At 55.0% G+C, this 17598-nt stretch carries 21 protein-coding genes; 16 read left to right on the plus strand and 5 right to left on the minus strand.

Features of this window, described 5'->3' with window-relative positions; genetic code table 11:
• Window positions 1-8 precede the first annotated feature (8 nt).
• The 13 genes from phnF (at window position 9) to HV261_RS00495 (ending at window position 8733) form a co-directional block, all read left to right on the plus strand.
• Window positions 9-734 (plus strand): phosphonate metabolism transcriptional regulator PhnF, encoded by a 726-nt coding sequence (phnF, locus tag HV261_RS00435; RefSeq protein ID WP_202037137.1) that lies wholly within the window; start codon window positions 9-11, stop codon window positions 732-734.
• A complete protein-coding gene (gene phnG / locus HV261_RS00440) occupies window positions 735-1187 on the plus strand; it encodes a phosphonate C-P lyase system protein PhnG (protein ID WP_124021047.1) in 453 nt (150 codons plus the stop codon).
• A complete protein-coding gene (phnH, locus tag HV261_RS00445; protein ID WP_202037138.1) occupies window positions 1184-1768 on the plus strand; it encodes a phosphonate C-P lyase system protein PhnH in 585 nt (194 codons plus the stop codon). The genes phnG and phnH overlap by 4 nt, the downstream gene beginning before the upstream one ends.
• Window positions 1768-2835, plus strand: a complete 1068-nt coding sequence (locus HV261_RS00450) for a carbon-phosphorus lyase complex subunit (protein ID WP_202037139.1) — start codon at window positions 1768-1770, stop codon at window positions 2833-2835. The genes phnH and HV261_RS00450 overlap by 1 nt, the downstream gene beginning before the upstream one ends.
• Before the next feature lie 46 nt (window positions 2836-2881).
• Window positions 2882-3673, plus strand: coding sequence for an alpha-D-ribose 1-methylphosphonate 5-phosphate C-P-lyase PhnJ (phnJ, locus tag HV261_RS00455; protein WP_326929171.1), 792 nt, complete (start codon window positions 2882-2884; stop codon window positions 3671-3673).
• Window positions 3670-4428: a phosphonate C-P lyase system protein PhnK gene (gene phnK, locus HV261_RS00460; RefSeq protein ID WP_003826710.1), complete on the plus strand. Its 759-nt coding sequence runs from the start codon at window positions 3670-3672 to the stop codon at window positions 4426-4428. The genes phnJ and phnK overlap by 4 nt, the downstream gene beginning before the upstream one ends.
• Before the next feature lie 125 nt (window positions 4429-4553).
• Window positions 4554-5240 (plus strand): phosphonate C-P lyase system protein PhnL, encoded by a 687-nt coding sequence (gene phnL / locus HV261_RS00465; protein WP_202037141.1) that lies wholly within the window; start codon window positions 4554-4556, stop codon window positions 5238-5240.
• Window positions 5237-6373: an alpha-D-ribose 1-methylphosphonate 5-triphosphate diphosphatase gene (gene phnM, locus HV261_RS00470; protein ID WP_202037142.1), complete on the plus strand. Its 1137-nt coding sequence runs from the start codon at window positions 5237-5239 to the stop codon at window positions 6371-6373. Before phnL ends, phnM begins: the two co-directional genes overlap by 4 nt.
• 2 nt (window positions 6374-6375) lie before the next feature.
• A complete protein-coding gene (gene phnN / locus HV261_RS00475) occupies window positions 6376-6930 on the plus strand; it encodes a ribose 1,5-bisphosphokinase (RefSeq protein WP_202037143.1) in 555 nt (184 codons plus the stop codon).
• A complete protein-coding gene (phnO, locus tag HV261_RS00480; protein ID WP_137382893.1) occupies window positions 6917-7351 on the plus strand; it encodes an aminoalkylphosphonate N-acetyltransferase in 435 nt (144 codons plus the stop codon). Before phnN ends, phnO begins: the two co-directional genes overlap by 14 nt.
• Window positions 7352-7360: 9 nt before the next feature.
• Complete coding sequence (phnP, locus tag HV261_RS00485) at window positions 7361-8119, plus strand: phosphonate metabolism protein PhnP (protein WP_202037144.1); 759 nt, start codon at window positions 7361-7363, stop codon at window positions 8117-8119.
• 78 nt (window positions 8120-8197) lie between these two features.
• A complete protein-coding gene (locus HV261_RS00490; RefSeq protein ID WP_006688247.1) occupies window positions 8198-8449 on the plus strand; it encodes a type II toxin-antitoxin system Phd/YefM family antitoxin in 252 nt (83 codons plus the stop codon).
• On the plus strand, window positions 8446-8733 hold the full coding sequence (locus tag HV261_RS00495) for a type II toxin-antitoxin system RelE family toxin (RefSeq protein ID WP_202037145.1): 288 nt from the start codon (window positions 8446-8448) through the stop codon (window positions 8731-8733). The genes HV261_RS00490 and HV261_RS00495 overlap by 4 nt, the downstream gene beginning before the upstream one ends.
• Here HV261_RS00495 and yjdP read toward each other — a convergent pair.
• Both yjdP and HV261_RS00505 read right to left on the minus strand, forming a co-directional pair.
• Window positions 8730-9059 carry a DDRRRQL repeat protein YjdP gene (gene yjdP, locus HV261_RS00500; protein WP_202037146.1) on the minus strand — a complete coding sequence of 110 codons (330 nt, stop codon included), beginning with the start codon at window positions 9057-9059 and terminating at the stop codon, window positions 8730-8732. The two genes, HV261_RS00495 and yjdP, sit on opposite strands and share 4 nt — an antisense overlap.
• Before the next feature lie 69 nt (window positions 9060-9128).
• On the minus strand, window positions 9129-11393 hold the full coding sequence (locus tag HV261_RS00505) for an ATP-binding protein (RefSeq protein WP_202037147.1): 2265 nt from the start codon (window positions 11391-11393) through the stop codon (window positions 9129-9131).
• A 114-nt stretch (window positions 11394-11507) separates the two neighbouring features.
• Here HV261_RS00505 and HV261_RS00510 point away from each other — a divergent pair, with 114 nt between their 5' ends.
• The 3 genes from HV261_RS00510 to HV261_RS00520 all read left to right on the plus strand — a co-directional run bounded on the left by HV261_RS00510 (window position 11508) and on the right by HV261_RS00520 (window position 15049).
• Window positions 11508-13031, plus strand: coding sequence for a sugar ABC transporter ATP-binding protein (locus tag HV261_RS00510; RefSeq protein WP_202037148.1), 1524 nt, complete (start codon window positions 11508-11510; stop codon window positions 13029-13031).
• On the plus strand, window positions 13024-14019 hold the full coding sequence (locus tag HV261_RS00515; protein WP_202037149.1) for an ABC transporter permease subunit: 996 nt from the start codon (window positions 13024-13026) through the stop codon (window positions 14017-14019). Before HV261_RS00510 ends, HV261_RS00515 begins: the two co-directional genes overlap by 8 nt.
• Before the next feature lie 88 nt (window positions 14020-14107).
• Complete coding sequence (locus HV261_RS00520) at window positions 14108-15049, plus strand: ABC transporter substrate-binding protein (RefSeq protein WP_202037150.1); 942 nt, start codon at window positions 14108-14110, stop codon at window positions 15047-15049.
• Window positions 15050-15122: 73 nt separating this feature from the next.
• Here HV261_RS00520 and HV261_RS00525 read toward each other — a convergent pair whose 3' ends face one another.
• Genes HV261_RS00525 through HV261_RS00535 form a run of 3 tightly spaced genes read right to left on the minus strand, consistent with a single transcriptional unit; the run spans window position 15123 to window position 17567 of the window.
• Window positions 15123-16529, minus strand: coding sequence for a KPHS_23130 family T6SS system protein (locus HV261_RS00525; RefSeq protein ID WP_202037151.1), 1407 nt, complete (start codon window positions 16527-16529; stop codon window positions 15123-15125).
• The gene (locus HV261_RS00530; protein ID WP_043018109.1) at window positions 16526-16786 is read right to left on the minus strand and encodes a PAAR domain-containing protein; all 261 of its coding nucleotides are present in this window, start codon (window positions 16784-16786) and stop codon (window positions 16526-16528) included. The genes HV261_RS00525 and HV261_RS00530 overlap by 4 nt, the downstream gene beginning before the upstream one ends.
• A gap of 1 nt (window position 16787) precedes the next feature.
• Window positions 16788-17567 (minus strand): T6SS immunity protein Tli3 family protein, encoded by a 780-nt coding sequence (locus tag HV261_RS00535; RefSeq protein WP_202037152.1) that lies wholly within the window; start codon window positions 17565-17567, stop codon window positions 16788-16790.
• Window positions 17568-17598: the final 31 nt, after the last annotated feature.

Genomic DNA, 17598 nt, shown 5'->3' on the forward strand with positions numbered 1-17598 from the left:
TGATTGCTATGCACTTGTCTACACATCCGACCAGTTATCCAACGCGTTATCAGGAAATTGCCGCGAGACTTGAGCAGGAGCTTCGTCAACATTATCGCTGCGGTGACTATCTGCCCGCCGAGCATCAACTGGCCGCGCGCTACGAGGTAAACCGCCACACCCTGCGCCGCGCCATTGACCAGTTGGTTGAGCGCGGTTGGGTTCAACGTCGTCAGGGCGTGGGCGTGCTGGTGCTGATGCGCCCGTTCGACTACCCGTTGAATGCCCAGGCACGCTTCAGCCAGAACCTGCTGGACCAGGGCAGCCACCCCACCAGCGAAAAACTGCTGGCGGTACTGCGTCCAGCTTCCAGCCACATTGCTGACGCGCTGAGCATTAACGAGGGTGATAACGTCATCCACCTGCGCACCCTTCGCCGGGTCAACGGCATCGCCCTGTGCCAGATCGACCACTATTTTTCCGATCTCACTCTCTGGCCGCAGTTGCAGGGCTTTAACCACGGCTCACTGCACGACTACCTGCGCGAACAGTCGGGCCTGACGCTGCTACGCACGCAAACGCGAATCAGCGCCCGCCGCGCACAGGCCAAAGAGAGCAAGGTGCTGGAAATCCCCAACATGGCGCCGCTGCTGTGCGTGCGCACCCTGAACCACCGTGAAGGCGAAGAACAGGCCGCGGAATATTCCGTCAGCCTGACCCGCGCCGACATGATCGAATTCACCATGGAGCACTGAATGCATTTCGATACCGCCACTCGCCAGCGTTGGATGCGCGCGCTGGCTTACAGCAATGCCGATGCCCTGAATGCGCGTATCAAGGCGCTCAAACTGACGCCGGACTATGAGCTTATCCGCGCCCCGGAAAGCGGACTGATGCAGATCCAGGCCCGCATGGGCGGCACCGGTAATCGCTTCTTTGCCGGTGACACCACGCTCACCCGTGCGGTTATTCGCCTGAAGAGCGGCACGCTGGGCTACAGCTACCTGCTGGGTCGCAATAAACAACACGCCGAGCAGTGTGCGGTAATTGACGCATTGCTGCAGGAACAGACGCATTTCCAGAACTTAATGGAAACCTTAATTGCCCCGCTGGAAGCGGAACGCGACGCGTTGATCAGCGCACGCCGTGCCGAAGTCAACGCCAGCCGGGTCGACTTCTTCACGCTGGTACGCGGAGATAACGCATGACCTTACAAACCGCTTTTAATTTACCCGTTCAGGATGCTCAGCAGAGCTTCCGTCGCCTGCTGAAGGCCATGAGCGAGCCGGGCGTAATCGTCGCCCTGCATCAACTGAAACACGGCTGGCAGCCGCTGGGTCTGGCCACCACCAGCGTGCTGCTGACCCTGGTCGATGGCGACACGCCGGTCTGGCTGGCTCCATCGATAGATAACGATATCGCCCGGCAGAATCTGCGTTTTCACACCAACGCGCCGCTGGTCGATCAGCCGCAACAGGCGGCCTTTGCCGTCGCCGACGAGCGCATCAGCAGCGAACAACTGAATGCCCTCTCCGCCGGTTCTGCCGTCGCGCCAGAGACCAGCGCCACGCTGATTGTGCAGGTCGCAAGCTTAAGCGGCGGACGCATGCTGCGTCTGACCGGCGCGGGCATCGCCGAAGAACGCATGATCGCGCCACAACTGCCGGAATGCCTGATCCACGAACTTACCGAGCGTCCACATCCGTTCCCGCTGGGAGTCGATCTGATCCTCACCTGCGGCGAACGTCTGCTGGCTATTCCGCGAACCACCCATGTGGAGGTGTGCTGATGTACGTCGCCGTCAAAGGGGGCGAAAAGGCAATAGCCAACGCCCATGCACTGCAGGAAAATCGACGCCGGGGCGATGAGAGCATTGCTGAACTGAGCGTGGCGCAAATCGAACAACAGATGAACCTGGCCGTCGACCGGGTGATGACCGAAGGCGGCATCGCCGACCGCGAGCTGGCGGCACTGGCGCTGAAGCAGGCCAGCGGCGATAACGTCGAAGCCATCTTTTTGCTCCGCGCCTACCGCACCACGCTGGCAAAGGTGGCGGTCAGTGAACCGGTTAACAGCGCAGAAATGCGCTTTGAGCGCCGAATCTCTGCGGTCTATAAGGACATTCCCGGCGGACAGCTGTTAGGCCCCACCTACGATTACACCCATCGCCTGTTGGATTTTACCCTGCTGGCCAATGGTGAAACGCCACCGCTGCGCAGCGCAGAAAATACGCAGGACGCCTCTCCGCACGTCTTTTCTCTGCTGGCAAATCAAGGACTGGCAAAACGTGAGGAGGATGATGGCGCGACACCCGACGACATCACCCGCACACCTCCGGTTTACCCCTGTTCACGCGCTTCACGTCTGCAACAGCTGATGCGCGGTGACGAGGGCTACCTGCTGGCGCTGGCCTACTCCACCCAGCGCGGCTACGGGCGCAACCACCCGTTTGCCGCCGAAATCCGCAGCGGCTATGTGGCTCTGGAAACCGTGCCGGAAGAGCTGGGATTTGCAGTGAACGTCGGCGAACTGCTGATGACCGAATGCGAAATGGTCAACGGCTTTGTCGCGCCAGAAAACGAATCCCCCCATTTTACCCGCGGCTACGGACTGGTGTTCGGTATGAGCGAACGTAAAGCGATGGCGATGGCGCTGGTGGACCGCGCTCTACAGGCAGCCGAATACGATGAAACGGTCACGGGACCGGCGCAGGACGAAGAGTTCGTGCTGGCGCATGCGGATAACGTCGAGGCGGCGGGTTTTGTTTCGCACCTCAAACTTCCCCATTACGTCGATTTCCAGGCTGAACTGGAACTGCTTAAACGCCTGCAACAGGAGGCCGACCGTGACCACTAACCTCTCCGGCTACAACTTTGCGTATCTTGATGAGCAGACCAAACGCATGATCCGTCGCGCCATTCTGAAAGCGGTGGCCATCCCCGGCTATCAGGTGCCGTTTGGCGGACGCGAAATGCCAATGCCGTACGGCTGGGGTACGGGCGGTATTCAGCTTACCGCCAGCGTGATTGGCGAACCGGACGTACTGAAGGTGATTGACCAGGGCGCGGATGACACCACCAACGCCGTGTCGATCCGCAACTTCTTCAAGCGCGTGACCGGGGTGAATACCACCGAGCGCACGGAAGACGCGACCTTAATCCAGACCCGCCACCGCATCCCGGAAACGCCGCTGGTGGAAGATCAGATAATCATCTTCCAGGTGCCGATCCCCGAGCCGCTGCGCTTTATCGAACCGCGCGAAACGGAAACCCGCACCATGCACGCGCTGGAAGAGTACGGCATCATGCAGGTGAAACTGTATGAAGATATCGCCCGCTTCGGCCATATCGCCACCACCTACGCCTATCCGGTGAAGGTTAACGACCGCTACGTCATGGACCCGTCGCCCATCCCGAAATTTGACAACCCGAAGATGGACATGATGCCAGCCCTGCAACTGTTTGGCGCGGGCCGTGAAAAACGTATCTATGCCGTACCACCGTATACGCGGGTGGAAAGCCTCGATTTCGACGATCACCCATTTACCGTGCAGAGCTGGGATGAACCTTGCGCCATCTGCGGATCAACCCACAGCTATCTCGACGAAGTGGTGCTCGATGACAGCGGCAAACGCATGTTTGTCTGCTCCGACACCGACTACTGCCGCCAACAGAGCGAGGCCCTCAGCCAATGACGCAACCGCTGCTTTCAGTCAACAACCTGACCCATCTCTACGCGCCGGGCAAAGGCTTCAGCGATGTCTCTTTTGACCTGTGGCCTGGCGAAGTGCTGGGCATCGTTGGGGAATCCGGTTCCGGTAAAACCACGCTGCTGAAATCGATCTCTTCACGGCTGACGCCACAAAACGGTGAGATCTTATATCAGAACCGTTCGCTGTACGGCATGAACGAGGCCGATCGTCGCCGTCTGCTGCGCACCGAATGGGGCGTAGTGCACCAGCATCCGCTGGACGGCCTGCGCCGTCAGGTCTCCGCAGGCGGCAATATTGGTGAACGCCTGATGGCCACCGGCGCACGCCACTACGGCGACATCCGCGCCACCGCCCAGCGCTGGCTGGAAGAGGTGGAGATCCCCGCCTCGCGTATCGATGACCTGCCGACCACCTTTTCCGGCGGCATGCAGCAGCGTTTGCAGATCGCCCGCAACCTCGTCACCCATCCCAAACTGGTGTTTATGGACGAACCGACCGGTGGCCTGGACGTCTCGGTACAAGCCAAGCTGCTCGACCTGCTGCGTGGCCTGGTGGTGGAACTGGATCTGGCAGTGGTGATTGTCACCCATGATTTGGGCGTGGCACGTCTGCTGGCCGACCGTTTGCTGGTGATGAAACAGGGCCAGGTGGTGGAAAGTGGGTTAACCGATCGCGTGCTCGACGATCCGCACCATCCGTATACCCAACTGCTGGTGTCATCTGTTTTACAGAACTGATTTTTGTTGTGCCGGATGGCGGCTCGGCTGCGCCTTATCCGGCCTACGGAGCGGCATTGGTTGTAGGCCGGATAAGCGCAGCGCCATCAGGCAATTGAACGCACAAATGTTTAAAGAGGCTAAAAATGAACGCGATCCGCGTTGAAAATGTCAGTAAAACCTTTGTACTGCATCAGCAAAACGGCGTGCGTCTGCCGGTGCTGCAAAACGCGACTCTGGACGTTAAAAACGGCGAATGCGTCGTGCTGCACGGCCATTCCGGCAGCGGTAAATCGACGCTGCTACGTTCGCTGTACGCCAACTACCTGCCAGATGAAGGACATATCCATATTCGCCATAGCGGCGAATGGGTGGATCTGGTGCAGGCTCCGGCCCGTAAAGTGCTGGAGGTCCGTCGTTCAACTATCGGTTGGGTAAGTCAGTTCCTGCGCGTGATCCCACGGATTTCCGCGTTGGATGTGGTGATGCAGCCGCTGCTGGATCTGGGCGTATCTCGTGAGGAATGTGCAGCCAAAGCCGCGAACCTGCTCACCCGCCTGAATGTTCCTGAGCGCTTGTGGCATCTCGCGCCATCAACCTTTTCCGGCGGCGAACAGCAGCGCGTCAACATCGCCCGTGGGTTTATTGTCGATTATCCCATTCTGCTGCTCGATGAGCCTACCGCCTCGCTGGACGCCAAAAACAGCGCCGCCGTGGTGGCGCTGATTGAAGAAGCAAAAGCCCGCGGCGCGGCAATTGTCGGCATTTTTCACGATCAAACCGTGCGCGACCGCGTAGCAGATCGTCTGCACCTGATGGGAACAACAGCATGATTATCAACAATGTAAAGCTGGTGCTGGAAGATGAAGTGGTGCAAGGATCGCTGGAAATTGTAGGCGGAGTTATTCGCACTTTTGCCGAAAGCCCGAGCAGCTTGCCTGAAGCGCTGGATGGTGAAGGCGGCTGGCTGCTGCCGGGACTTATCGAGCTGCATACCGATAACCTCGACAAGTTTTTCACCCCGCGCCCGAAGGTAGACTGGCCTGCCCACTCGGCAATGAGCAGCCACGATGCGCTAATGGTTGCCAGCGGTATTACCACCGTGCTGGATGCGGTGGCGATTGGCGATGTGCGCGACGGTGGCGACCGCCTGGAAAACCTGGAAAAAATGATCAATGCGGTGGAAGAGACGCAAAAGCGCGGGGTCAATCGCGCTGAGCACCGTCTGCATCTGCGCTGCGAACTGCCGCATCACACTACCCTGCCGCTGTTTGAAAAACTGGTCAGCCGCGAGCCGGTAACGCTGGTGTCGCTGATGGATCACTCGCCAGGCCAGCGTCAGTTCGCCAATCGCGAGAAGTACCGCGAGTATTATCAGGGCAAGTATTCGCTCACCGACGAGCAGATGGCCCGCTACGAAGAAGAACAGTTAGCGCTGGCAGCGCGTTGGTCACAGCCCAATCGCACGGCGATTGCCCAGATGTGTCGTGAGCGCCAGATTGCACTGGCGAGCCACGATGACGCCACCCACGATCATGTGCTGGAATCGCATCAACTTGGCAGCGTGATTGCCGAATTTCCCACGACGTTCGAAGCCGCCGAAGCCTCGCGCCAGCATGGCATGAACGTGCTGATGGGCGCGCCGAATATCGTGCGAGGCGGTTCGCACTCCGGCAACGTAGCAGCCCATAAGCTGGCCGAACTGGGGCTACTGGATATCCTCTCTTCCGATTACTACCCCGCCAGTCTGCTCGACGCAGCATTTCGTGTCGCGGATGACGATACCAACCGTTTTACGCTGCCACAGGCTATTCGTCTGGTGACCCGTAATCCAGCGCGGGCGTTGAATCTTGACGACCGCGGCGTGGTTGCCGAAGGAAAACGCGCAGATCTGGTGCTGGCACACCGCAAAGGCGGCAACATCCATATCGACCACGTCTGGCGTCAGGGCAAAAGGGTATTCTGACTATGGGTAAACTGATCTGGCTGATGGGGCCATCCGGCTCCGGAAAGGACAGTCTGCTGGCGGAACTCCGCCAACAGGAACCGGCACAATTGCTGGTGGCACATCGTTACATCACCCGGGCGGCCAATGCCGGGAATGAAAACCACATCGCCCTCAGTGAACCAGAGTTTTTTACCCGCGCCGGGCAGAACCTGCTGGCGCTAAGCTGGCATGCCAACGGTTTGTACTACGGCGTCGGCGTGGAGATTGACCTCTGGCTGCATGCGGGTTTTGATGTGGTGGTCAACGGTTCACGCGCCCATCTGCCGCAGGCGCAATCACGCTATGGCACGGCTTTAATGCCTATCTGCTTACAGGTTTCTCCGGCGATTTTACGCCAACGTCTGCAGGCACGCGGACGGGAAAGCGAAACGGAAATCGCTGCCCGCCTTGAACGCGCAGCCCGCTACGCGCCTGACGACTGCCACGTCCTCGATAACGATGGAAGTTTGCTACAGTCAGTCGATACACTGCTCACCCTGATGGGACGTAAGGAGAAGAAACATGTCTGTCTGTGAATTACGCCGCGCTACGCTGTACGACACCGATGCGGTTTACGCACTGGTCTGCGAACTGAAGCAGGGTAAATTCGACCACCAGGCCTTTAGCACCGGGTATATAGCAAATCTGCAAGACCCCAATATGCACTACCAACTGGCGCTGCTTGACGGACAGGTCATCGGATTGATCGGTCTGCATTTGCAGTTTCACCTGCACCACGCTAACTGGATTGGTGAGATTCAGGAACTGGTGGTGATGCCGCAGGCACGGGGGTTAAAGGTAGGCAGCCAGTTGCTGGCCTGGGCCGAAGCCACCGCGCGCGAAGCGGGGGCGGAAATGACCGAGCTTTCCACCAGCACGCAGCGCCTTGATGCGCATCGTTTTTACCGCCGCGAAGGTTATACGCAGAGCCATTTTCGCTTTACCAAGCCGTTGTAGGGGGATGCGATGAGTCTGACCATTACGCTTACAGGAACCGGCGGCGCACAGTTGGTACCGGCTTTTGGCTGCAGCTGTGCCGCCTGCCAACGAGCACGTTTACAGGCGCAATACCGCCGGCGCCCCTGCAGTGGCGTGGTCAAATTCAACGACGCGGTGACGCTTCTGGATGCAGGGATCCCCCATCTGATGGACGACTGGCCGGCAGGCAGTTTCCAGCAGTTCCTGCTCACTCACTATCATATGGATCATGTACAGGGACTGTTTCCGCTGCGCTGGGGGGTGGGAAAAACAATCCCGGTGTACGGCCCACCGGATGAACAGGGCTGCGACGATCTGTTTAAGCATCCCGGTATTCTGGATTTTAGCCAGACCGTCGCGCCGTTTGTGGTGTTCGATTTACAGGGATTGCAGGTGACCCCTTTACCGCTCAACCACTCTAAGCTTACGTTTGGCTACCTGCTGGAAACAGCGCACAGCCGCGTGGCGTGGCTTTCCGATACCGCCGGGCTTCCCGACAAAACGCTGAAATTTCTCCTCAATAACCAGCCGCAAGTGATTATCATCGACTGCAGCCACGCCCCACGCGCCGAGCCGCCACGCAATCACAGCGATGTAAATACCGTCATCGCCCTAAACGAGGTTATCCGCTGCCCACGGGTGATCCTGACGCACATCAGTCATCAGTTCGACCTGTGGATGATGGAAAATCTGCTGCCGGCAGGATTTGAGGCGGGGTATGACGGCATGGAAATTGTGCTGGATTAATTACCCAGACAATAAGACTTGTTAACAGGTCTCTTAAATCCTATATTAAGACCAGTTAAATGGTCTTTAGGAGCGATTATGCCGCATATCATTTTAAGCGATACCACCGCGAGTGTGAGTGAGCTAAAAAAGAACCCGATGGCGACGGTTAGCGCAGGAGATGGGTTTCCGGTCGCAATCCTGAACCGTAACCAGCCCGCTTTTTATTGCGTGCCAGCAGAGCTTTACGAAAAAATGCTCGATGCGCTGGACGACCAACAGCTGGTTAAATTAGTGCATGAACGTAGCCAACAACCTCTGGTGGATGTGGATCTGGACAGCTATTTATGAGTTATACGGTAAAGTTCAGGGAAGATGCGCTGAAAGAATGGCAAAAACTTGATAAAACCATTCAGCAGCAATTTGCCAAAAAACTAAAGAAATGCTGTGAAAATCCACATGTTCCTTCAGCAAAGCTCAGGGGAATAAAAGATTGCTACAAAATCAAACTACGAACATCAGGGTTTCGTCTTGTTTATCAAGTCATTGACGACACCCTGGTTATCGCGGTCGTTGCCGTCGGTAAACGCGAGCGTAGTGAAGTCTATAACCTTGCCAGCGAAAGATTGCGCTAACGATCGTAGTCCTCTTCCATTCTGCGTTCTTCGTCTTCTAACTGTCGACGGTCCTGATCGAGCTGCCGCTGGCGGTCGTCTAACTGACGACGGCGGTCTTCGAACTGGCGACGACGATTGTCGTACTGCCTACGGCGATCGTCACTCATCTGACGCTGCCAGCCATCATCACGTGAGTCGTCATAATCCCGATTGTTATCCGGATTATAGGCATCGCTGACGGCACGTTGAATATTGCCAATGGCGTCATCAATAATGTCTGCATGCGCCGAAATCGTCGTCAACATCAACAAACTGAATAAAAAGAGCGTCGGAGAGCGTTTCATAAAACCAGCCTCATAAAGAAACTGACCCCACGGTAATCAAAGTGCTTTGACGCGAGTAGCGGAGGAATCTCAATTACGTGCGCGTCGCAGCGCCTGGGCCAGTTCCCCTCGGGTAAACGGTTTACGCAATAGCGCCACATCCGGCAACGCCGGATTATGCGCCGGGCGTAAATCCTGGCCGCTAATCAGCAGAATATTCAGTTGGGGATAATGCTTCAGGGCATGATTGACCACATCCGCGCCACTCAATCCGCCTGGCAACATTAAGTCACTGACAAGAATATCAATCTCTGCTGAAGCCGCCAGCATATGCATTGCCTGTTCGCCGTTAGCGGCTTCGAGCGTCAGGTAGCCCAAAAGGTGTAATTGTTCGCACAACGTCTGACGCACATCAGCCTCATCTTCAAGCACCAGAACCAGCTTCTCACCGCGGGTCGCAGGATGTTCTGCTATCGGTTCGACCGGAACTTGCACCGGCACAACGGCACGAGGAAGCTGTAGTCTGACGGTGGTTCCCTGCCCCGGCGCGCTCTCAATTTCCACCCGACCACCGGACTGGCGCACAAAGCCGTACACCATCGACAGCCCCAGCCCACTCCCACTGCCGGTTTGTTTGGTCGTGAAAAACGGCTCGAAGACCTGGGCTTTCACCTCCTGCGACATGCCGCTACCCTGGTCGGCAACCTCCAGCATCACCATATCCTGCTTACGCCCATCGCTGCGCGTAACCCGCTGATTCCAGGTACGGATTTTAATCGTGCCCGTCTGCCCGTCCATGGCATCACGGGCGTTCATCACCAGATTGATAATGGCGTTTTCCAACTGGCTGACGTCAATCCACGCCGGCCAGGCAGGCGACTGGGCTTCAATCTCCAGCGTCAACGTGGCGGGTAGCGAATGACGCATCAACTCGCCCAGGTTTTCCAGCAGCGTTTTCAGCTCTACCGCATGCGGATGCAAAGACTGTTTGCGCGAAAAGGCCAGCAGCCGCTGGGTCAGCAGCGCCCCACGTTCAGCCGCTTTTAGCGCCCGATGAATCCGCGGCGCATCGGGCGAATTCGGAGCCACCAGATCCAGACTGCCGATAATCACCGCCAGCAGGTTATTGAAATCATGCGCCAATCCGCCCGTCAGTTGCCCCACCGCCTTCAGCTTTTGGCTATGCAACAGCGCTTCTTCCAGCCCCTGGCGCTCGGTGCGGTCGATTTCCATCTGGCTGGTTTTTTCTTTTAGCAATCGGGTGGTGTGCTCCAGCGACGCCGTATTACGGGCAAAGACGCTAAAGGCACGGGCCAGTTCTCCCAGCTCGTCGCGACGTTGCAGAGCCGGGACGCTGACGTCCGATTCACCGTGCGCCAGCCGGGTCATCGCCCGTGAAATGGCCGTCAGGTTGGAGCCAAGATTGCGGTAGATATACCAACCGGCAAAACCAGTGATCACCACCGCCAGCAGCGCAAACACTAAAATAAACAACGCGCCGGATTGCAGTTCCTGATGGCTTTGTGCCACCCGCTGTTCGGAGATCAGCGCCACCTGCGAGGCATACTGATTGATATCACTGTTGAGGATCGCGACCAGCGCTTTGATATGAAACATATACCAGTTGATCGCCAGATCGCTTTGTTCCAGTGCGGCAGAAAGCGGCTCCAGCTTATGCAGTTCCTGATTGAAATCATTGAGAATACGGCTAATCAGCAGATTACTGTCTTGCAGAGGCAGCGCGGGCATCACGCCGTCCAGTTGTTTGACCACCGATCGCGGCGTAGGTGTTTCAATGGCGGCGATAATTAAGCGATCCATCTGATCCAGCAGCGCGTCATCCTGTGCGTCAGTCAACTTTTGCAGATGGCGTAAGTAGCTTTGATTCTGGTACAGCGAACTGAGTAGCGCGTTACGCTCCAGATGCCGCCGCTGTCCGCGCTGCAACATACCTTCCACACTGCTTTGCAGCTCATTGCTGCGTTGAATAATACGCTCAACCAGCCCCGGCTCCTGCTGTGCCAGCGGCGCAGCGGCCAGTTGTTCCAGCGAATGCTTCAGCGCCCGCTGGGTCTCCTGTAGACGTTCCGCTTCGCCTTTGTATTCCAGCGCCCCCACCACCTGAGAGAGCCGCACCGCCGCCGTTGCTACATTTGCCGTATCGCGCGCCAGGTTCATGCTGCCGGTCATGTCATCAACGGTTTGCTGTTGCACCTGCTCCTGAATCTGACTGGCGTGCTGAAAACCCAGCACCGCCACGCCGCTCACCATCAACGTGACCGCCACCACCAGCAGGTTGAAAAACAGTAATCGCCCGCGCGCGCTGGCGAAAAAGTGACGTCCCGGTTGCGGCATATCACGCTCCATGAAGAAAAATCGCAATATGACAAATATGAACGGCTTCTGACATTTTGCATTTACATTCCTGTGATGGACTGCTGATATCGGCCACCCCGCAGGAGATCCGCGATGAGCAGGACACCGGTTCTGGAAATGCGCAACATTGCCAAAGCGTTTGGCAAATTTTACGCGCTGAAAGGGGTCGATTTAACGGTCTGGCCAGGTGAGATCCATGCTCTGATGGGCGAGAACGGCGCGGGGAAAAGCACCCTGATGAAGATCCTCGCGGGCGCCTATACCGCCACCAGCGGCGAGATCCTGATTGACGGACAACCTTTTCATATTCGTGGGCCAAAGGATGCATTAAGTGCAGGCATCACGCTGATTTATCAGGAGATGCAGCTCGCGCCAAACCTGACGGTAGCGGAAAATATCTTTCTTGGCAGCGAGCTATCGCGCGGTGGTCTGGTCCAGCGCAAAGAGATGGTGATGCAGTCGCAGAAGGTTATCGACCGACTCGGTGCCCAGTTTAAGGCCAGCGACCGGGTAATGACGCTGACCATCGCCGAACAGCAGCAGGTCGAAATCGCCCGCGCCCTGCACCGTAACAGCCGTATCCTGGTGATGGATGAACCCACCGCCGCCCTCTCCTCACGTGAAACACACCGCCTGTTTGAACTGATCATGCGTCTACGCGATGAAGGAATGGCGATTATCTATATCAGCCACCGCATGGCGGAAGTCTATGAACTCTCCGATCGCGTCAGCGTCCTGCGCGACGGACAATATGTTGGCAGCCTGACCCGCGACAAGCTCAACGCCTCGGAGCTGGTGCGCATGATGGTGGGCCGTCCGTTAAGCGATCTGTTCAACAAAGAGCGCGATATTCCCTTAGGCAAAGCGCGCCTCAATGTTCATCACCTGACTGATGGCAACAAAGTGCAACCGTGCAGCTTGCTGGTGCGCTCCGGGGAGATCGTCGGCCTTGCGGGTCTGGTGGGAGCCGGACGTTCTGAACTGGCGCAGCTGATTTTTGGCGTACGCAAAGCCATCGGCGGCATGATTGAAGTCGACGGCGAACCGGTGGTGATCCACTCCCCGCGTGAAGCAATTGACCACGGCATTGGCTTTCTGACCGAGAACCGCAAAGAGCAGGGATTATTTTTAGAGCTGGCAGCGGCAGAAAACATCACCATGGCGACGCTGGAGCGTGACGCCAACTGGGGGCTGCTCGATCGCAAAAAAGCGCAGGCCATTTCCGATGACGCGATTCAATTACTCAACATCCGCGTGCCGCATGCTCAGGTACGGGCGGGTGGGCTGTCTGGTGGTAATCAACAAAAATTGCTGATTTCACGCTGGGTGGCGATCGGCCCGCGCATTTTGATCCTCGATGAACCCACGCGCGGCGTAGACGTCGGCGCCAAAAGCGAGATCTACCGGATCATGAACGATATGGCGCGCAAAGGCGTGGCGATCCTGATGATCTCCAGTGAACTGCCGGAAGTGGTCGGCATGAGCGATCGGGTATATGTCATGCGGGAAGGCAGTATTGCCGGCGAGCTGGACGGGAAAAGCATTACCCAGGAAAACATTATGACGCTGGCAACCGGCGTGAACGACTCCCATCATCAGGCGGTGCCCCATGAATAATCCAACCCCTTCCCAGCAGGTGGCGAAATCCGCCTCCGCGAAAAGAATGCTGATGAGCGATCTGATGCAAACGGTCGGCATCTTACCTATTCTGATCCTGATTGTGGCGGTGTTTGGCTTTATCGCGCCAAACTTTTTTACTGAGAGCAATCTGCTGAATATTACCCGCCAGGCGTCGATCAATATCGTGCTGGCGGCTGGCATGACTTTCATCATCCTGACTGGCGGGATCGATCTCTCCGTCGGTTCAATTCTCGGCACCACCGCCGTTGCGGCCATGGTCGTTTCTCTTATTCCTGAGTTTGCCATGCTGTCGATTCCGGCGGCGCTGATGCTCGGCCTGGTGCTGGGCCTGTTTAATGGCGCACTGGTCGCCTTCGCCGGACTGCCGCCGTTTATCGTCACGCTTGGAACGTATACCGCGTTACGTGGCGCGGCGTACCTGCTGGCGGATGGCACGACGGTTATCAACTCCAACATCAGCTTTGAGTGGATCGGCAACAACTATCTCGGTCCGGTACCGTGGCTGGTGGTGATTGCACTGGCGGTGGTAGTAGTGTGCTGGTTCATTCTGCGCCGCACCACGCTGGGCGTTCATATCTACGCGGTTGGCGGCAATATGCAGGCCGCACGTTTAACCGGTATCAAAGTATGGCTGGTGCTGCTGTTCGTCTACGGCATGAGCGGTTTGCTCTCAGGCCTTGGCGGGGTGATGAGCGCCTCGCGGCTATATAGCGCCAACGGCAACTTAGGCATGGGTTATGAGCTGGACGCCATCGCGGCGGTGATCCTCGGCGGCACCAGCTTTGTCGGCGGGATCGGCACCATCACCGGCACGCTGGTGGGGGCGTTGATAATCGCCACGCTCAATAACGGCATGACGCTGATGGGCGTCTCCTATTTCTGGCAACTGGTGATCAAAGGGGCGGTGATCATCATAGCGGTGCTGATCGACAAATACCGTACCCGACACCATCAAAGTGCATAGACAAGCTTACTGGCCTACATATTCGTAGGCCTGATAAGCGCAGCGCCATCAGGCGTATAACAACAATACCCTACGTGAGGAAACGAGTATGCGTTTGAAGCCATTAGTGACCGCGCTCTGTGCTGGCGCACTGCTTGCTGCAGCTCCGTTTGTGCAGGCAAAAGAACTGAAATCGATCGGCGTTACGGTGGGCGATCTGGCCAACCCGTTCTTCGTACAAATCACCAAAGGCGCGGAGCTGGAAGCACGCAAACTGGCCGGTGATAACGTCAAAGTGACGCTGGTTTCCAGCGGCTACGATCTGGGGCAACAGGTGTCGCAAATCGACAACTTTATTGCCGCCAAAGTCGATATGATCATTCTTAACGCGGCGGATTCCAAAGGCATCGGCCCAGCGGTAAAACGCGCGAAAGACGCGGGGATCGTGGTGGTCGCCGTTGACGTGGCGGCCGAAGGGGCTGATGCAACCATCACCTCCGATAACACCCAGGCAGGCGAAATGGCCTGTAAATACATTACCGACCGCCTGAAAGGCAAAGGCAACGTCGTCATCATCAACGGGCCGCCGGTTTCCGCCGTCCAGAACCGCGTGGAAGGTTGCCAAACCGAGTTCAAACGCCATCCCGATATCAAGGTGCTGTCGCATAACCAAAACGCCAAAGGCAGTCGCGAAGGCGGGCTGGAGATCATGACCGCGCTGCTGGCGGCGAATCCGAAGATCGACGGCGTATTCGCCATTAACGATCCGACGGCGATCGGTGCCGATCTGGCAGCGAAACAGGCTCAGCGTAGCGAATTCTTTATTGTCGGCGTAGATGGCTCGCCGGACGGCGAAGAAGCGCTGAAGCGCGAAAACTCATTATTTGTGGCGACTCCGGCACAAGATCCGCAGGTGATGGCTGCCAAAGCGGTCGAAATCGGCTATAACATATTGCAGGGGAAACCCGCCCCGAAAGAACCCGTGCTGATCCCGGTGACGATGATCGATAAAAACAACGTCGGTAGTTATAAGGGTTGGACGGTGAAATAAATCCTGAACCGACTGATGCTCTCCTGACACATAGAGAGTAAAAGAAACAAGAGCGCCCGCCAGGGCGCTTACCTCATAAAAACTGGGAGTAATAAATATCCATTTCCTCCTCTATATTATGACTCAATATAAAAGAAAAAAACATAATCGCCGTGTAAATAATCGGAATACCAATAACTAAAGGAATAAGCGTATACCATGGGTGATTTTGGAATATTTCCATTGGCACGAGACATATATATCCTAAACCCCATAAAATAATGGCGCACAATTTTATGACTCTCCAATAATCATCGAAATCCAGCTTCTCAAGTGCCGGACAAGATCCTGGATGTTTAGCCGCTATTATGCCGGATTGAATAGTATCTGCGGATGTACTGGCGAATAACTGATGGCCTTGCCCATATTTTGCAGCATCCGCAGCCAATGCCAAGACAACCCAGCGCTGAACCTCTGTGCTTTGCCCAGTGACGGCCTCCAGTTCATATCGACTATCGGCTAAAATACTCGTTTTTGCATTTTCTACCCCACTAAACAATACGAATTTTGACTGTTTATCCAGTGAGTTGAACCACAGTTTTTTAATTTTACTAACATCTACCTGCTGTGCAGAAAGATATGTATTTACGATTTCATCAAGGTAATAAGGCGTACTGTCCATCATGCGTAATAAATATAAAGGCGTGTCTTTGTCTTCAAGCAAATTTGTATTGGTAAAAATAAAAGCATTAGCACTTTCGAAAAAGTCAGAATTATTTTCATCATGCAATTCAACTGCAATAACCAGGTGATTTTCAGACATATTTAAATCAACCCAGTCATTAATTAAGAAATAATCAGGGCACTCGTAAAGAATATTAATTTTTCCGACCTTATCGTTGGGGATGTCCAGGCTTGCCAGCACCGCCTTGAAACTATTGCCGATAGTGTCATCCGCCCCTTTAACGTACAGCCAGGTATTAAAAGGCCGATAATCCCTGATAAGAGAATTTTTGAGGGGCTCTATCAACTGCCTTAGCACTTTATCAACTCTGGTGTCATCCATTGAGTCAACTTCAATATCAATGCGTAGAGGCGTTGCCGAACCAGCTGGCGCTTCACCCTCTAGTTTCTGAATTTTTAATGCCAGTTCAGGCACCGGGAGAATGGATGAATAGTCTAAAAGCGGCAATGCCCGTATTGCCCAGTTTTTCCACTGATTCATACCATACTGCTCAAGATAACCCGCATAGTAACATGGAAAATATATAAGGCCGTAAATGATGACTGCCACACACCAGATTGCTAACACTATTAGCGATGGGATGCCTATTGCATTCCATATCAGATCATCAGGAACCTTCTTGTCCTGCAACCAGCTGAATATATTGTACGTTATAAAAAATAGAAATGTAGCACAGCCAATGATCAGCATAATATTCAGCGGGAATTGTTTTGGTTCTTGCCAGGGATTCTTGTTTGGTATCTTCCATTTCCTCATTTGCTTGTCCCCGCCGTGGGCAGTGTAGTTTTTATTGCACAGCCGCATGCGGCCCTACAACCATCCACAACTACGCCTTTGCCGTCCATTGTCCAGGTTGGCTCAAAATCAAGTATTGGGAAGGTGCCTTTGTGCAGAATACAAACAACAGTATCCCCCATTAAGGCAACAGCAATTCCCATAAACTTGCTACCAGAAGCTTTATTAACATATCCGCCATTTTCCAGCGGATCGTTTAGCCTGATGACACCTTTCATATTATTTCCCCGCATCCATATCGCAGTACATCCGGGTCCAGCCTTTATAGCCCACCACCTCCGGTTCTTTATCCGGCAGGTTTTGATAATTCGCTTTTTCTGACTCAACAAGATTATCCAGCCCTTTTTTCATAAAAATAACCATACCCCACGCATACCCTGGAGATTCAGGTCTGATATGCGCGTTCACATACTCGCCACTGGATTTATGCTTGCCTGGTCTGTAGAGATAATAGGTGTCATCAAAGAATTGATAATCTATACCCGGACCACCCGGCGCCAGACGCGGGTCGTCAAAAGGGTATGAGCTCAGATATAAATGCCCCTGCGCCGTGGTAATAAATGCCTGATTATTAACCACCACAACTCTTTTTATTTCTTTTCCTTCAGGCCTGTCGACCATATTCCCATCTGAATTTTTCTCTTGCCCCTGAGATGGGGACATATACGTTGCAACCTGCCACGTTTGTCCGTAATCTTTAGATATTTTATATGCCCCAGGTTCCCATCGCGGTATCAGAATATACTTATCTGACGGGTGAATATATACCCCAGAAAAGATCTGATACGTTGAATAAACACCATTTACTAACTCCTTATGTATATTCCTCCTGGTATCATGATACCAAAGTGCACCTTCGCAATCGAAGCCCTTTAGTTCAAGATACCGGTTATCATCATAGCGATAAATAACCTGTGAGGGTATTTTTTTTGTACAGGCAGCGATGGCGCATAGTGAAACTGCGCCGATTATTATTCTTACCGTAATTCCTGGTTTCATAATTTATCCTTAAACGTTAAGTGGGTCAGGC

This window comes from Citrobacter sp. RHBSTW-00671 (assembly GCF_014103415.1).
Classification (GTDB): domain Bacteria; phylum Pseudomonadota; class Gammaproteobacteria; order Enterobacterales; family Enterobacteriaceae; genus Citrobacter.

Coding starts and splice junctions, on each gene's coding strand:
- phnF (WP_202037137.1), top strand. CDS start 9: ATGCACTTGTCTACACATCCGACCAGTTATCCAACGCGTTATCAGGAA.
- phnG (WP_124021047.1), top strand. CDS start 735: ATGCATTTCGATACCGCCACTCGCCAGCGTTGGATGCGCGCGCTGGCT.
- phnH (WP_202037138.1), top strand. CDS start 1,184: ATGACCTTACAAACCGCTTTTAATTTACCCGTTCAGGATGCTCAGCAG.
- HV261_RS00450 (WP_202037139.1), top strand. CDS start 1,768: ATGTACGTCGCCGTCAAAGGGGGCGAAAAGGCAATAGCCAACGCCCAT.
- phnJ (WP_326929171.1), top strand. CDS start 2,882: ATGATCCGTCGCGCCATTCTGAAAGCGGTGGCCATCCCCGGCTATCAG.
- phnK (WP_003826710.1), top strand. CDS start 3,670: ATGACGCAACCGCTGCTTTCAGTCAACAACCTGACCCATCTCTACGCG.
- phnL (WP_202037141.1), top strand. CDS start 4,554: ATGAACGCGATCCGCGTTGAAAATGTCAGTAAAACCTTTGTACTGCAT.
- phnM (WP_202037142.1), top strand. CDS start 5,237: ATGATTATCAACAATGTAAAGCTGGTGCTGGAAGATGAAGTGGTGCAA.
- phnN (WP_202037143.1), top strand. CDS start 6,376: ATGGGTAAACTGATCTGGCTGATGGGGCCATCCGGCTCCGGAAAGGAC.
- phnO (WP_137382893.1), top strand. CDS start 6,917: ATGTCTGTCTGTGAATTACGCCGCGCTACGCTGTACGACACCGATGCG.
- phnP (WP_202037144.1), top strand. CDS start 7,361: ATGAGTCTGACCATTACGCTTACAGGAACCGGCGGCGCACAGTTGGTA.
- HV261_RS00490 (WP_006688247.1), top strand. CDS start 8,198: ATGCCGCATATCATTTTAAGCGATACCACCGCGAGTGTGAGTGAGCTA.
- HV261_RS00495 (WP_202037145.1), top strand. CDS start 8,446: ATGAGTTATACGGTAAAGTTCAGGGAAGATGCGCTGAAAGAATGGCAA.
- yjdP (WP_202037146.1), bottom strand. CDS start 9,059: ATGAAACGCTCTCCGACGCTCTTTTTATTCAGTTTGTTGATGTTGACG.
- HV261_RS00505 (WP_202037147.1), bottom strand. CDS start 11,393: ATGCCGCAACCGGGACGTCACTTTTTCGCCAGCGCGCGCGGGCGATTA.
- HV261_RS00510 (WP_202037148.1), top strand. CDS start 11,508: ATGAGCAGGACACCGGTTCTGGAAATGCGCAACATTGCCAAAGCGTTT.
- HV261_RS00515 (WP_202037149.1), top strand. CDS start 13,024: ATGAATAATCCAACCCCTTCCCAGCAGGTGGCGAAATCCGCCTCCGCG.
- HV261_RS00520 (WP_202037150.1), top strand. CDS start 14,108: ATGCGTTTGAAGCCATTAGTGACCGCGCTCTGTGCTGGCGCACTGCTT.
- HV261_RS00525 (WP_202037151.1), bottom strand. CDS start 16,529: ATGAGGAAATGGAAGATACCAAACAAGAATCCCTGGCAAGAACCAAAA.
- HV261_RS00530 (WP_043018109.1), bottom strand. CDS start 16,786: ATGAAAGGTGTCATCAGGCTAAACGATCCGCTGGAAAATGGCGGATAT.
- HV261_RS00535 (WP_202037152.1), bottom strand. CDS start 17,567: ATGAAACCAGGAATTACGGTAAGAATAATAATCGGCGCAGTTTCACTA.